Source organism: Caballeronia arvi, assembly GCF_001544695.2.
Taxonomy (GTDB): Bacteria; Pseudomonadota; Gammaproteobacteria; order Burkholderiales; family Burkholderiaceae; genus Caballeronia; species Caballeronia arvi.
The window spans coordinates 1-13,714 of sequence record NZ_FCOM02000070.1 but is presented as its reverse complement, the minus strand read 5'-3'; the positions used below and the strand labels follow the sequence as shown (position 1 = coordinate 13,714).

The 13,714-nt window shown below is 61.2% G+C and carries 14 protein-coding genes and 1 pseudogene; 10 read left to right on the top strand and 5 right to left on the bottom strand.

What is annotated here, in order from left to right; translation table 11 throughout:
• Positions 1–37: 37 nt before the first annotated feature.
• The 3 genes from AWB74_RS38155 to AWB74_RS38145 are packed head-to-tail and all read right to left on the bottom strand — an operon-like array spanning position 38 to position 4,451.
• Positions 38–1,303, bottom strand: a complete 1,266-nt coding sequence (locus AWB74_RS38155; RefSeq protein WP_061151769.1) for an ABC transporter substrate-binding protein — start codon at positions 1,301–1,303, stop codon at positions 38–40.
• 46 nt (positions 1,304–1,349) lie between these two features.
• Positions 1,350–3,290: a beta-galactosidase gene (locus tag AWB74_RS38150; RefSeq protein ID WP_061151768.1), complete on the bottom strand. Its 1,941-nt coding sequence runs from the start codon at positions 3,288–3,290 to the stop codon at positions 1,350–1,352.
• Positions 3,291–3,299: 9 nt separating this feature from the next.
• A complete protein-coding gene (locus AWB74_RS38145) occupies positions 3,300–4,451 on the bottom strand; it encodes an ABC transporter ATP-binding protein (protein WP_061151767.1) in 1,152 nt (383 codons plus the stop codon).
• A gap of 200 nt (positions 4,452–4,651) precedes the next feature.
• Between AWB74_RS38145 and AWB74_RS38140 the strand changes: the two genes are divergently transcribed.
• Positions 4,652–5,713: a LacI family DNA-binding transcriptional regulator gene (locus AWB74_RS38140; RefSeq protein WP_061151766.1), complete on the top strand. Its 1,062-nt coding sequence runs from the start codon at positions 4,652–4,654 to the stop codon at positions 5,711–5,713.
• A gap of 355 nt (positions 5,714–6,068) precedes the next feature.
• Here the strand turns inward: AWB74_RS38140 and AWB74_RS38135 are convergent, their stop codons facing one another.
• On the bottom strand, positions 6,069–6,665 hold the full coding sequence (locus tag AWB74_RS38135; RefSeq protein ID WP_061151765.1) for an EAL domain-containing protein: 597 nt from the start codon (positions 6,663–6,665) through the stop codon (positions 6,069–6,071).
• Positions 6,666–6,769: 104 nt separating this feature from the next.
• Between AWB74_RS38135 and AWB74_RS38130 the strand changes: the two genes are divergently transcribed.
• The 3 genes from AWB74_RS38130 to AWB74_RS38120 all read left to right on the top strand — a co-directional run bounded on the left by AWB74_RS38130 (position 6,770) and on the right by AWB74_RS38120 (position 8,933).
• Complete coding sequence (locus tag AWB74_RS38130) at positions 6,770–7,303, top strand: hypothetical protein (protein ID WP_143749412.1); 534 nt, start codon at positions 6,770–6,772, stop codon at positions 7,301–7,303.
• An 18-nt stretch (positions 7,304–7,321) separates the two neighbouring features.
• Entirely contained in the window at positions 7,322–7,882 is a 561-nt protein-coding gene (locus AWB74_RS38125) for a hypothetical protein (protein ID WP_061151763.1), read from the top strand.
• A 190-nt stretch (positions 7,883–8,072) separates the two neighbouring features.
• Positions 8,073–8,933, top strand: a complete 861-nt coding sequence (locus AWB74_RS38120; RefSeq protein WP_061151762.1) for an SDR family NAD(P)-dependent oxidoreductase — start codon at positions 8,073–8,075, stop codon at positions 8,931–8,933.
• A 325-nt stretch (positions 8,934–9,258) separates the two neighbouring features.
• On the opposite strand, the gene AWB74_RS38115 is transcribed toward AWB74_RS38120, so the two are convergent.
• Positions 9,259–9,798, bottom strand: coding sequence for a YbaK/EbsC family protein (locus AWB74_RS38115; RefSeq protein WP_061151761.1), 540 nt, complete (start codon positions 9,796–9,798; stop codon positions 9,259–9,261).
• A 670-nt stretch (positions 9,799–10,468) separates the two neighbouring features.
• Here AWB74_RS38115 and AWB74_RS45970 point away from each other — a divergent pair.
• The 6 genes and pseudogenes from AWB74_RS45970 to AWB74_RS47045 all read left to right on the top strand — a co-directional run bounded on the left by AWB74_RS45970 (position 10,469) and on the right by AWB74_RS47045 (position 13,691).
• A complete protein-coding gene (locus AWB74_RS45970) occupies positions 10,469–10,720 on the top strand; it encodes a hypothetical protein (RefSeq protein WP_143749411.1) in 252 nt (83 codons plus the stop codon).
• Between the two features lie 50 nt (positions 10,721–10,770).
• Positions 10,771–11,034 (top strand): RNA chaperone Hfq, encoded by a 264-nt coding sequence (gene hfq / locus AWB74_RS48795; RefSeq protein ID WP_061151760.1) that lies wholly within the window; start codon positions 10,771–10,773, stop codon positions 11,032–11,034.
• A 486-nt stretch (positions 11,035–11,520) separates the two neighbouring features.
• Positions 11,521–12,225 (top strand): class I SAM-dependent methyltransferase, encoded by a 705-nt coding sequence (locus AWB74_RS38105; protein WP_061151759.1) that lies wholly within the window; start codon positions 11,521–11,523, stop codon positions 12,223–12,225.
• A 220-nt stretch (positions 12,226–12,445) separates the two neighbouring features.
• A complete protein-coding gene (locus tag AWB74_RS38100; RefSeq protein ID WP_061151758.1) occupies positions 12,446–12,895 on the top strand; it encodes a ferritin family protein in 450 nt (149 codons plus the stop codon).
• A gap of 16 nt (positions 12,896–12,911) precedes the next feature.
• Positions 12,912–13,031: pseudogene (locus AWB74_RS48475) on the top strand (hypothetical protein); the annotation flags it as partial.
• A 501-nt stretch (positions 13,032–13,532) separates the two neighbouring features.
• Positions 13,533–13,691, top strand: a complete 159-nt coding sequence (locus AWB74_RS47045) for a hypothetical protein (RefSeq protein WP_200822094.1) — start codon at positions 13,533–13,535, stop codon at positions 13,689–13,691.
• Positions 13,692–13,714: the final 23 nt, after the last annotated feature.

The window sequence follows — 13,714 nt, the reverse complement described above, 5'->3', positions numbered from 1 at the left end:
GCGCGGTATCGAGCCGCCGCGCGCCTTGCCCTCGACCTTACTTCTTGTAGATGCGCTTGCGCGTCTGTTCGAGCTGCGCCAGGATGCTGTCGAGCTTCGAAGGATCGGACACGAACTGCTGCATGCCCTTCATGCCTTCGTCGGCCATTTCCTTGGTCATGTCGCGATCATAGAACTGCGCGATGCCGCCCTTCGTGTTCGACAGAATCTGGAAGCCGATCTTCGAAATGGGATCGTCCGGCTCCGGCGACTTGCTGTTCGCCGAGAGCGAGCCCAGTCCTTGCGCGAGCTTCGCGCCCATTTCCGGCGTTTCCACGAAGGCGAGAAACGCGTGGGCATCGGCCTTGTTCTTGGCCTTCGCCGGAATGTGCAGCGATTCCACCGGACCGTCTTCGGCGGTCGGCACCTTCGGGTCGATGATCGGGAACTGGAAGTAGCCCATCTCCGGCTTCACGTTCGCTGGGAAGCCGCCCGTGATGAACGTGCCCATCAGCATCATCGCGGCCTTGCCCTGGAACAGGAACGGCTGCGCGGCATCGAGATCGTAGGACAGCGAGTTGTCGATGAAATCCTTATCGTCGAGCAACTGCTTCCACGCCAGATAAACCTTCTTCACGCGCGGATCGGTATAGGGCACGTTGCCCGCCATCAACTGCTGATGAAACGCGTTGCCGTTCAGACGCAGATCGAGATAATCGAACCAGCCGGCAAGCGTCCACGCATCGCGCCCGCCGACGGCGAACGGCGTAACGCCCGCTGCTTTCAGCTTCTTGCACGCGTCCATCAACTGGTCCCAGGTCTTCGGCTCTTCGGTGATGCCGGCCTTCTGGAACAGGTCCTTGCGATAGAAGAGACCCCACGAGTAATACACCGTGGGCGCGGCATACTGCTTGCCGTTGTAGGTCGACGATTCCTTGGTCGATGCATACATGCCGTCCCAGCCGTTCTTCTTCCAGTCGCCGCTCAGGTCCTCGAACAGGCCGCGCCGCGCGTAGTACGCCATGCGCTCGCCGTTGTGCCAGTTGACGATATCGGGCGCGACCGTCGACAGCCAGCCGGGCAGTTGCACCTTGTAGGCTTCCTCGTCGATGAACGACACTTTCACGTCGACGTCGGGATGCGCTTTCTTGAAGGCGTCGACGACTTCCTGCCATACCGCGCGCTGACTCGCGCCCTTGAACGCGATGTTCATCGTCATCGTCGCGGCCTGCGCCGCGCCCGTCGCGAACGACGTGACGCCCATCGCCACCGCGAACGCCGCCGCAGCGATGCGCATGCGTGTCTTGAGGCTGCCTGCTGTCATTTCTCGTCTCCTGATGATGTTGTGCTTTTTGTACGGCCTTCGCTTTTTACGCTCGATAAATCGCCACGCCTTGCGGTTCCACTTCACGCGACCCGATGATGAAACGATCGCCGCCGATACCATCGACGATGTGCGGATCGTTCGAATAGTTGAAGACGTAAGTCAGCCCGCCACGGCGGCTCACGCGGATGCCGTCCGCAAGCGGCGTCGGCGCAAGACCCGCTTCTTTTGCGATGCGGGCGAAGAGCGATTGCGTGAGCGCATCGTCGAACAGGCTCGTGAAGTAATGCACCTTGTCCGCCTGAACATAGGCGGGATGGTCGTCCGCGAAGCGCGCAAGCACCGTTGTTTGCGCCGGTTCGATCAAGTCGCGCCAATGACGCGCATAACCGCCTTCCACCGCTTCCGTCACGTTCGGCCGCATCGATTCGACGCGCCATACGCGCACCGGCAGAATCGATGACAACGAGCCCGGCGGCAGGTTCGACGGGATCTGCACGCTCTCCGTCTTCGATCCGCAGCGCGGCCCGAACACGACATGCGCGCCCGATGCCTTCAGCCGCGCGGCGAAGTCATCGGGGACGATGGGCAGCGGCGGCACGACGATCATCGCGTAGCCGTCGAGCGGCGCGTGCGCGGACACGATATCCACGTCGAAACCAAGCGAGCGCAGCGCCGAGTAGTACTCGAACGCAAAGCGCGGATAGAAAAAGTCCGCGCCTTGCGGGTGAATCTCGAACAGCCACTTTGCTTCGTAATCCCAAACGAGTGCGATCTTGCCGCGCACGGGCGCGTTCGCATCGGCGTGCGCTTCGACGCGGGCGATTTCCTCCGCGACGCAATGCGCTTCGCTGCCGCCCACGTCGAGCAGGTTGTCGGGCGTGTTCAGCCCCGCGTGCATCTGCTCCTGCGCGAACGGCGCCTGCCGCCATCTGAAGTACGACACGCAGCCCGCGCCGTGCGCGAACGCTTCCCACGACCACAGCCGCACCATGCCCGGCAGCGGCGACGGATTCCAGTGCGCCCAGTTGACCGGGCCGGGCTGCTGCTCCATCACCCAGAACGGCAGCTTCGACATGCCGCGATACACATCGTGATTGAACGATGCGAAGTCCGGATGACCGGTGCGCAGAAACTTCGCCTTCACTTCCGGCGCGTACCACTGCTCTTCCAGCGCGCCGAGCGGATAGCTGTCCCACGTGGCGATATCGAGATCGGCCGCGACGTCGTAGTGATCGAACTCCGTGAAAAGCTGCATGAAGTTGTGCGCGACAGGCCGCCCCGGCGAATGCGCGCGGATGATCTCCACCTGCATGCGGTTGTAGCGCGCGACTTCATCGGAGGCGAAGCGCCGGTAATCCAGCCGATGCGACGGATGCGCTTCCGTCACCGTGGCGACGGGCGCATCGATTTCGTCGAAGCTGCGATATTCCATGCTCCAGAACACGGTGCCCCAGGCGCGATTCAGCGCATCGACGGTGCCATAGCGCGCCTTGAGCCACTGACGAAAGCGCTGCACGGCCGCCGGCGAATAGCTGACCACGGTGTTGTGGCATCCGTACTCGTTGTCCGTCTGCCAGAACGCGACCGCCGGATGCTGGCCGTAGCGCTTCGCCACCGCCGTGCAGATCGCGAGCGATGCCTCGAAGTACGACGGCGACGAAAAATCGTAATGACGCCGCGAGCCGAACGCGCGCGGACGTCCATCGGCGCCGACGGGCAGCACGTCCGGATGACGGTCGATCAGCCATTTGGGCGGCGTCGCCGTCGGCGTGCACATCACGATCTGTAAGTCTGCCGCGCCGAGCACGTCGACCGCGCGATCCAGCCAGCCCCAGTCGTATTCGCCCGGCGAAGGCTCCATGCGGCTCCACGCGAACTCCGCGATCCGCACCTGTTCGATGCCGAGCGCCTTCATGCGGCGCGCGTCATCCTCCCACATCGTTTCCGGCCAGTGTTCCGGGTAATAGCAGACTCCGAGGCGCATCAGTTTTCCTTATACGGTGTGGGCGACGGCGGCGAGCGGTTTCACGGAGAAATCATCCGCGGTAAAAAGATGGCAGACGTCCGGGCGCGCCACGAAGCTCACGGGCTGTCCGCGGTCGATCCGCACATTGCCCGGTACCTTGGCGATCAGCACGCCACTGTCGGGCTGTTCGAGATGCACGTAGCTGTGTTCGCCGAGATGTTCGGTGAGCGTCACTGTGCGCGTGAGCGTGCCGCCCGCGTCCGGCGCATCGCCTGCCGACAGTTCCAGATGCTCGGGACGCACGCCGACCGTCACCGGCTCGTTCTCTTGCAAGCCGTTTCCGTCGACGGCGACGCGCACCGCTTCGCCCGTCTGCACGAGCGTCGCCGTGACGCCTTGTGCGTCGATCGCGCTCACGGTCGCGGCGAGGAAGTTCATGCGCGGCGAGCCGATGAAGCCCGCGACGAAGCGGCTCGCGGGCCGGTGATACAGCTCGAGCGGCGCGCCCACCTGCGCGATGCTGCCGTGACGCGCGGTGTCGGCGCCGGCGTTCAGCAGCACGATCTTGTCGGCGAGCGTCATCGCTTCGGTCTGATCGTGCGTCACGTAGACCACGCTCGCGCTGGCGTACTGCTTGTGCAGACGCGCGATCTCGATGCGCGTCTGGCCGCGCAAGGTGGCGTCGAGATTCGAGAGCGGCTCGTCGAACAGAAAGACGCCGGGTTCGCGCACGATGGCGCGGCCGATCGCGACGCGTTGCCGTTGTCCGCCCGACAGCTCGCGCGGCTTGCGTTCGAGCAGCGCGTCCAGTTGCAGCACGCGCGCGGCCTCGCGCACGCGCGCATCGATTTCGGCTTTCGATTTCTTGGCTAGCTTCAGGCCGAACGACATGTTCTCGTAGACGCTCATGTGCGGGAATAGCGCGTAGCTCTGAAACACCATCGCCACGCCGCGCTCCGCCGCGGGCAGGTCGTTGACCACGCGTCCGCCGATCAGCAGGTCGCCATCGCTCAGGTCTTCGAGACCCGCGATCATACGCAGCAACGTGGATTTGCCGCAGCCCGAGGGACCGAGGAAAACGCAGAATTCGCTTTCGCCGATCTCGAGATCGACATCGCGAATCACGGGTGGGTTACTTCCGTACGCTTTCTGCACGCCTCGCAACGAAACGCTCGCCATCGCATGAACTCCGTGATTTAATCGGTCCGGCACGGAGATTAAGCGCTTAACCTTGCGTACGAAAAAAATTGCTGCAAACCGCAGCATACGTAAGGTTTGTCTCCGGCAATCGTTCTAGTGTTTTGCGCATAGTGCATGGCCTTGTTGAGCGATGCAAATGCTGAACATGTCTCCCACATACTGACATCGCCTTCTGAATCATGTCCACGCTCAGCCAGGTCGCGAAGCACGCGGGCGTCACGGCCGCGACGGTGTCGAACGTGTTGCGCAACCGCGGGCGCGTCGGCGAGGAAACGCGCCGGCGCGTTCTGGAAGCGGTCGCCGCGCTGAACTATCGCCCTCACCTCGCGGCGCGCGCGCTCGCGGAGGGACGCGCGCCGACACTGGCGCTGATGGTATCCAGCATCGCCAATCCGTTTTATCCCGAGTTCGCGCTGGCCGTCGAACGCGCCGCGCGCGAGAGCGGGCATTTCGTGATCATCTGCAATACGAACGAAGATCCGCTGACGGGCCGCGCGTACCTCGAACAGATCGCGGGAACGCTGTCGGAGGGCGTGCTCGTGATGAACGCCAATCTCGATTTCGACGACTTGCATCGCACGCAGTCCGGCGGCACGCCCGTCGTGCTGTGCATGTGGGAGCGGCCCGCCGATCCGCCCGCGCTGCCGTGCGTCGCCGTCGACTTCGAGTTGGCGGGAAGGCTCGCCGGAGAGCATCTGATCGGACTGGGACACGAGCGGATCGGCGCGATCGTCGGCAGCAAGCCGATGGGCATTCATGCATCGCGCTACGACGGTTTCGCCGATGCCATGCGCCGCGCCGGTCTCGAAGTTGCCGCCGCGAACGTGCTGCACGCGCCCGACACGGTGCAGGGCGGGTACGCCGCCGCGCTCGCGCTGCTCGATCGCGACCCCGGTATATCGGCGATTTTCGCGACCAACGATCTTCCGGCGCTCGGCGCCATCGACGCCGCGGCCGATATCGGCCGCGCCGTGCCGCGCGATCTTTCCGTGGTGGGTATCACCGATATCCAACTGGCGCAGCAATGGCGGCCGCCGCTGACGACCGTCGCCGTGCCGACCGTCGAAGCGGCGGGCCTGGCCGTCTCGCTGCTGCGCGAGTTGATTGCGCAGCCCGCGAGTCTCGCGGACCGGATGCGCGTCGCATCGGAACCGCATCTGATCGTGCGTGGCTCGACCGCGCCCGTCAATCGGACGCGGGCCGCCAATGCAGCGTGCCCGGCCCGGCCGTCTCCGATATGACCTGCCCCCTGCGACTCCTCACTACGCGCCCATAAGCAAATCAATGATCATGCTCGCAACGCTATCGTGTCAGCGCGGGTTCTCGGCTTCTCGTCAGTTCGCCGAGCAACTGTGCGACGGCGAAGTTGAACTCGGCGCCTGACGGTCAGGACTATCCGGCGGGTTAGGCGGCGGAATCATTCTGCAATACGGATCCTGGGCGTGCAAAGGACGTCGAAGCCGCAATCCTCGAGCTGCTACAGCCGGTCCGCTTTGAAGCATCTCCACGGAACACGGGGGATTTGATTGCGTCCATGAACACGTTCCCGAGATTGCCTTCTGGAAAGAAGCCACGGGCGCTTAAGTTGCTGCAGGACTATCGGCCTCGCGCCACTCGACTCTTCTCAAGCCATACGAAGAGTTCACTCGCGGGCATCGCCTTCGCGTAAAACCAACCCTGTGCATACTGCACACCTCTTTTGATCAGCCACGCTGCCTGCGCACCTGTCTCTACGCCTTCAGCAACGATTTCGACTCCCAGTTCATGCGCCATGGCGATGATATGCGGCGCAACGACGCTCGATGCGTTCGAGGTCGATGGGCTGAAGATCGGCAAATCGTTCGTCGACACGATCGTGCAGGACACCTGGCCGGACGCGATTCCGGTCTCTTTGATCGACGCGGCAACCCGCACGAACACTTCGGGTGAAACGGGACGTCCATGCAACGTCCAGCGTACGCGCGCTTCCACGCCGATACACGCATCGTCGGCGAGCCGGACAATAGGCTGATAGACCACATCGATCTTGCGTCGCGAAATGGCCCATTCAAGCGTTGAAGGAAATGACAGCTGCCGGGTAATGCGCTTGTATGCCAGCCAGCCAAATGCGCCGCCGGCTACGACGCCGATCGAAAGCCACGCAGCCAGGACCCAGGGCCAGTCGCCCGCGACGCTGCTGCGCGGAGACTTCACTACCACTGCGAGTGCTCGCGTCGAGGATCCCGCGACCGCGTAGAAGCCAGAGCACGCGCCATCCTGCCATGCATAGCCAACGAAGCTCCGGTAGAACCGCCAACGTGATGCTGCGTCGCCGGATTCCCTTCGTCTTCATGGTCTCAAACGCGTGCTTGCTGTTCGCGGCAACCTGCGTTACCGCACTCGCCGATGAGGACACGCGTCAAGGGCAGGAGCCGGGCCACGTGCAGGGGGCGGCAAAAGCGCCCTCGCCCTGGGTGCTCCTGCCAACGTTCTCGAACAATCCCAAGCTCGGCACCGCGTTCGGGGGACTCGGCGCCTACGTCCGAAAGTTTGACGATCAGTCGCAGGTGTCGATGTTCGGCGTGACCGCGCAATACACGTCGGCTAATTCCGCGGTAGCGGCGATCTTTGCGCGAACGTCCTTCGCGGGCGACCAGCACCGGATATCCGTCCTTGCTGCCGGCGGGATAGTCAAGAACGACTACGACAACTTCCTCGGAACCGGTACTCCGGTGAAGTCCGACGACCACTTACGGGCCCTCGTCGGACGCTACTTGTATCGCTTGAAGAACGATTGGTTCGGTGCGCAGGCAGTCTTCACCAACTATCAGATCGTGGGCCAGACGTCTTGAGACGACGACATTGTCAGCGTGCTCGGGCTGACCGGTTCCAAGGCAGGCGGGGTGGGCCCGGTTCTCAACCACGATTCACGAGATATCGTGGACGCCCCGAAGCAGGGGTGGTACTTCAATTTGAACAATATCGCATATCGTCAAGGCATCGAGGGAAGCAATAATTTCAACGTGTATCGGGCCGACTTCCGCCAATACTGGAGCCACGGGGACGGCAATGTGTTCGCGGTTCGGCAGAGCAACCAGTGGACCGCTGACGCGCCCGCGAGCGCCTATGCACCCGTAGTACTGCGCAGGTACACGATAGGCGAGTTCCTTGGCAAGTACATGTCTTCTTTCGAAGTGGAGGAAAGTCATCGACTTGCCGCGCGTTGGACGGCTACACTTTTCGCTGGCATGGCGTGCCTCTATGGTGGCAGCCGCGGCGGCTGCACGGATTCTTCTAACCGCTTCCCGAACTTGGGTGCCGGCGTGCAGCACGTCCTCAAGCCAGCACAGGGCATCGTGGCCAACCTGGAGTTCGCGCTCGGCAAAGAGGGCAACAAGGCGTTGCTCTTCAAAATGGGCTACGCCTGGTGATCCGGCACGCCCGCAACCGTGCTCGTTCACGATTGGTGTTTTCCGGTCGCGATTTTTTTGGCGAACCGGCGCCGTGCCTCGGGGGCGCGAGATCGCTGAAGTCATGTGTCCGTCCGCTTCACTCAGGCTTCTTGACGCATCCCGAATGGAAACCTGCCTTGAAACTACCCTCGACATTTTGGAGTAGCACATGAGACTCGAAAACAAGGTGGCATTGATAACAGGAGGTTACGGTGGCATGGGTCGCGCGTCTGCCCGATTGTTTGCGAGAGAGGGCGCAACCGTATTTGTCGCCGGCCGCAGCGAGGAGCGAGGTGACGCCCTGGCTGCCGACATCAATGAAGCCGGCGGGAAGTGCTACTTCCTGCAACTGGACGTGGTGAACCAGGAGCAATGGGACGCCGCGGTCGCCTTTGTCAAAGCGCAAGTGGGGGCGCTACATAGTCTTGTGAACATCGTTGGCAGTAACGCCCTCGTGCGGCTTCCCAAGGTCGATATCGACGAATGGAATAAGATCTTCGAGATCAACGTCACAGGCACGCTGAGAGGTATTCAAACCTGCGCTCCGCTGATTCGTGATTCCGGAGGAGGCTCAATCGTCAACATCGGCTCAGTCGCGGGCATCACGGGCAACTTCAGCACTGGCTACTCCTCCTCGAAGTGGGCACTCGAAGGACTGTCGCGATCCGCCGCGTACATCTACGCGGACTGGGGAATCCGCTGCAATGTCATCCAGCCCGGTTTCATTGAGACCGACCTCACCGCGGCGATGAGCTCAAATCCGCTCGTGAAAAAGATGGCGTCCAAGGCCATGAATAACACGGTTCTGCTGCGCAGGAGCGGCAAGGCAGAGGAGATCGCCTTTACGGCCTTGTTCCTCGCCAGTGACGAGTCTTCCTACATCACCGGCACCGACATTGTGGTCGATGGCGGATGGTTTTCCTCAGCCCCCTACCTCGCCAACGAGCGCTCCCATCACATGCTTCAGCTGCTGAGTACCAAGGATAAAGCGCAACACCTCATGGACGATTTCCTCAAACACTTTCGTTAGGACTTGGTCGCGGCCTTGACCTGCACGTGCGAAAGTCCGTTGGGTGTGTGGATGCGGACGTTCTTCGCGCAGTCTCGAACGTTCCTTCATGGCGACTGTACGCTTCCGGTGCCTCGCCGCAGTCGGCGTGGTGGTGCCACGCGTCGCCTACGACCGTCACCGGAACTAGCTGTCGTGCCAGCATGTTGCTCCGCTCGATAACGGCGCCGCCATTTGAAAATTTGTTCGCATCGGTGGCTTTTTAATTGAGACGCCCGGTTCGACGCGGCCGCAGCCACGCGGCGCGGAGGCGCCGGGCTATGGAATCAATTGAGCAAAAGCAGCGTCAGGTTTTCAGCAGATCGTGGACGGACGCATTAGGCAGCGTCAGCAGCGTGGAGGGCCGCAGGAGCAACTTCAGAGACCGCACCCCCGCGCCCATGACTATTCGGGTTCGCTCCATGACGCGGGTATCGATCAGGATCGGCCAGTCGCGCGGAAGTCCAAACGCCGTGACGCCGCCGTACTCCATCCCGCACTGCTCGGTCGCCCACTCGCGCGGTGCGAACGATACGCGCTGCGCACCGAGCGCGCGTCGCACGGCACCGTTGACATCGATCCGCCGATCCGCCAGCGCGACGATCGCGGCGGACTGCTCCCTCGATTCCTTCTTGAACCGCAGCACGATCGTGTTCGCGCCATCTTCGAGCGGGATACCGAAGCGCGCACTGCACTCGGCGGTGTCCGACGCGTCGTCGGGAACGCGAAACACCCGCACTTCCTGGCTGACGATGGACGCCATCGTTGGCCGCGGCAGCTGTGCGCTGCAATCGGCAAGCTCGACGAGCGGCAGCAATGGGAGATAGTCGGGTGTGGTTGGGGACATGTTTGTTAAAGCGGAAAGTGAACGGGCCCAGCGAGCGCGGCGCTAGCGGACCGCAAACCGCGTTCGTGCAGAAACAGGGAAAACGACGTTGACGATAGCGGCCGCTGCCCGATAAAACGCTGGCGCTACTTCGTCCGGATCGTTCGGACGATGAACGCAATCAGCAAGGATCGAATCCGCCGAACAGAACGACAGATACATTGTAAGCGAGTGATAGTCTGGCGGTCCGTAGCCGCACCCGAAGCAGTTCCGACAGCAAGCCTGAAGCCGCCCAGATAATCGGTCAGCAACACGCCCAGCAGGCTTGATCCATCAAGATCGTCAGGAAAAGAAGGATGGCCGGTGCCAGCATGACGGGAATACGGCAGGCGCGACCGACCGATAGCGCGCCAGCGAGAGAAAGAATGCACTGTATTAGCTCATCGCGTTGCATGAGACCGGAGCAAAGACGGCCGAGTCATGATCGACACGAGCTTCCCTTCGGCTTGCCCATTTTTCGTCCACCTCTCACAATATTTCTAAGTGTCTTTCCGCACAATCTCGGTCGCCGGCGTCTGCGAAAGTGACGGACAGTCCTATCTGCTGGCCTCGCTTTGACAGCGTGGCAGAGGCGAGCACCTCGTTGGCGTGGCAGTACCCTGCCATCGTCGCAGTGCAATGGGAGGCAGCTATGATGCCATATGACTTGCGCGGCCGCAGTGAGGTATTAAGGCGACGCGCATCGGCCGAGGGCGACTTCTCGCGGCGCCGTTTGCAAGAAGATATCGCCCGACTTGCTGACATCGCGGAATATCAGCTCGGCTTCGACGCGATGCTGCACAGCAATCTTGCCGTCGTCCGCTATCGGGCCGAGCAGCAACAACTTCTAGCTGCACTGGACTGTCTCGATGCCGCCATTCAAGAATTCAATTCGCATTCTTGATGGATATACGTGGGGCATATGCTCGAAGATTCGTCTGAAAGGGGACCAGCGTGAAGCCAGCCACTACAGATGTCCAATCTGACTTCCTGAACGCGCTGGTTGCAAACCAGACCCCGGCGTGGGTTTTCCTCGTCAACGGCATCAAATTAAGTGGCGTCATCGCCTCGTACGACAAGTTCGTTCTAGCGGTACAGTCGTCCACGGGTACTCAAATTCTGTACAAGAACTCGATTTCGACAGTCATCGAGCAGCATGCTTCTCCCATCAGGGCGGTACGGGTTCCACCCGACAGGCCGAGACGAGCGCCGGTCTAACCGAACTCGTGGGCACCGGGAACTGCCAGTCCGGGCTCGACGAGAGATCAAGGCCTGTTGATCAGCGCGATCGTCTCATGATACTGAGATGGTAGCCTCCGTCTAAGCAGATGCCTATGTTCGCCACCTTCCGACTCTAGAGAGAGAGAGGCGGATGTTCGAAAGTTCAAATCTGGTCCGGACAGAAGGGAGCGGCCTGCAGTCACTGTCGAGAGAGGGTACGCGGCATCTCGGGCGCCCGATGGTTTTCTCAGTGACTAAGTTGAGTCACGCCGGCTTGCTCCGCGTTGCTAACGGCTCGCCACGGGCTGTTCCTCGGCCCTCTCGTGCGGGCCAAATCCTCAGTTGGTGCTGCAGTCGTCCCCGCCTGAGCCGAGGAGCCAAGCGTCAGATCGGCACGCAAGTGTCGTCCGAAGCCGGCAATATGGCAGTATCAAGAGGCGACAAGTTTCGTGAAATCGCTCACCAGCAGCAGCGAGGATACACATGAACGCGGATCGTCTGACACAGAACCAGCATGGCTCGGCCTTCCCCCTGTCGAAATACACGCGCGCGTTCGTTGATCATGCGCGCAAGCACGGGGGCGTTGTGCTGGATATCGGCGCGGGCTACGGCGTAGCGTCCTTGCGCGCGTTGAGCGCGCACACGCGCGTCATCGCGAACGATATATCGCGCGCGCAGTTGGACGCGATCCGTCAGGCAGTCCCACTCCGATATGAACAGAAGCTCACTCTGCTCGAAGGCCGGTTTCCCCACTTCGATCTCGAATCGAATTTGCTCGACGCGGTTCTGGCGTCGCATGTGTTGCATTTCCTCGAGCCTGATGCCTTCCGCGCAGGCCTAGAGAAGCTGCAAAATTGGGTCAAACCCGGTGGCAAAGTATTCGTCTTGTGCTTCACACCGTATCATCGCTTTATGGAGAAGATGATTCCGGACTACGAGCGCGCTCTCGCGTCCGCTGAGGAGTGGCCGGGACTGACAGTGGATTCGGACCGCTACGCGCTCGTGCCGGGTCTTCTACCGAAGGTGGTCAATCTCATGGACCCGACGATCCTTGCCCGAGAGTTCATGCTTGCGAGGTTTCGCCTCGAGCGTGTCGAGTTCACGCCGTGCCCTCCGGACTTGAATTCCGAATACTTTCCTTTGGACGGACGCGAATGGGCGGGGCTCATCGGCTACAAGAGCGCCTGAGTGGAACGGTACCGAAGCCGAGATGGATGTAAATTACGTAGTAGCTCATTTCACCAGCTTCTGGAACGGTACCAGCGCTTCTCAATGATTGTTTGCAGCTTGCATGCAGCCTTCGGCTTGATATCCCGTTATGCCAGCGTGGACTCGGCAGAGCTGGTTTCGACTTCCATTACGTCGGGGCACCGCTGGAGGCTCGCATTTTTTCAGGAACGCCCTGATCATGAACTGGAGGCGCGAGAAGATCGGCACGCAGGTCTTTAGCGAACTCCCTGCATCCGAGCGTATGCCTGCGCGGGTGTGGCCGGACAAGTTGAAGGCCAATGGAAGAAAGGCGGCATCTAGCTTCAATGCCAAGACCTATCTCATGAGAGGTCTCATGCATCTGCTCGGGCCCCGCTTCGTGCTTCCTTCTCTCGCCGTCGCCGAGTTCGCCGACCGGAATAAATATGCAGGCAACCCGGTACCGCTCGAATGTGGGAGGACGGACATGAACATGCCCACGTCGTTCAGGCCATGGCGAACGCCGGGAAGCCCGCTGCCGCTCAGGGCGCAGACATCGCTCAGGCCGAATCGTGACATCGCGGCGACGCGTCGGACAGAATGGCTGTCAGTGACCAACGCACGCGAGTCTCGCGCAAGCGCAGGTCTCGAAGGAAGCGAACGAGCTTGAACACAGCTCCGAATCAGAGGAGCATGGACTGGCGCTCATCTACAAGGCTAGGGGATTAAGCCCTGACGAAGTAAAGCGCGTTGCCGCGCAACTCATGCAGGACAGGGACACATCAAGGTGGTCGCGCGAGAGTTGACCTTGGGAGATGAGATCCACGCACGACTGCAACGCGCGCTTGACCGACATGGATGCGCCCAGGAGACGTTTGAGGCAACCGCAGCCGAAGACGCGCTCGGGCCAGACAAACGTGCAGTTGTCGTTGGAACGACACATCGGTTCGGTTGCCAAAGTGCGAATGACGCCGGAGGTGGTCATGACGCGACGATGATGCACATCCCATGCGCGTTGGAATCGCTCGCGAGGAATTGACCACAGGACTACTTTGACGACGCCGTCGAGTGTTCTGTCGTCGAAGAACAAAGGTCACCACGCGCTTACGCTGAAAACTGAGCAGACCTCCGTTGCATACTCACCGATAGCTCGCAAAAAAGCCTTATTTCAAGGGGTTTTCATATTGCTAAACCCCTGAACCGTTGCTACGCTAGCCGACAGCTTACGACGACGCATGTGCCAGGCGACCGTGCTCTGGGGTGCTTCGTCTTAAGCGTTCTCTCAATCTACGACGACGAGGATGCGCATGGCAACGAAGACGGCGAAACCTGCAGCCAAGAAGGCTGCAACCAAGACACCTGCGAAAAAGGCAGCAGTTCCGGCGAAGAAAGCCGCCGCAGGTGGCACCACGCTTAACAGGCTGTTGAAAAGCCCCCATCAAACGCACCGGAGTGACGTTTTTTGAAGGAGCCTCATGCGATCTGCCGA

Coding starts and splice junctions, on each gene's coding strand:
- AWB74_RS38155 (WP_061151769.1), bottom strand. CDS start 1,303: ATGACAGCAGGCAGCCTCAAGACACGCATGCGCATCGCTGCGGCGGCG.
- AWB74_RS38150 (WP_061151768.1), bottom strand. CDS start 3,290: ATGCGCCTCGGAGTCTGCTATTACCCGGAACACTGGCCGGAAACGATG.
- AWB74_RS38145 (WP_061151767.1), bottom strand. CDS start 4,451: ATGGCGAGCGTTTCGTTGCGAGGCGTGCAGAAAGCGTACGGAAGTAAC.
- AWB74_RS38140 (WP_061151766.1), top strand. CDS start 4,652: ATGTCCACGCTCAGCCAGGTCGCGAAGCACGCGGGCGTCACGGCCGCG.
- AWB74_RS38120 (WP_061151762.1), top strand. CDS start 8,073: ATGAGACTCGAAAACAAGGTGGCATTGATAACAGGAGGTTACGGTGGC.
- AWB74_RS38115 (WP_061151761.1), bottom strand. CDS start 9,798: ATGTCCCCAACCACACCCGACTATCTCCCATTGCTGCCGCTCGTCGAG.
- AWB74_RS45970 (WP_143749411.1), top strand. CDS start 10,469: ATGATGCCATATGACTTGCGCGGCCGCAGTGAGGTATTAAGGCGACGC.
- AWB74_RS38105 (WP_061151759.1), top strand. CDS start 11,521: ATGAACGCGGATCGTCTGACACAGAACCAGCATGGCTCGGCCTTCCCC.
- AWB74_RS38100 (WP_061151758.1), top strand. CDS start 12,446: ATGAACTGGAGGCGCGAGAAGATCGGCACGCAGGTCTTTAGCGAACTC.
- AWB74_RS47045 (WP_200822094.1), top strand. CDS start 13,533: ATGGCAACGAAGACGGCGAAACCTGCAGCCAAGAAGGCTGCAACCAAG.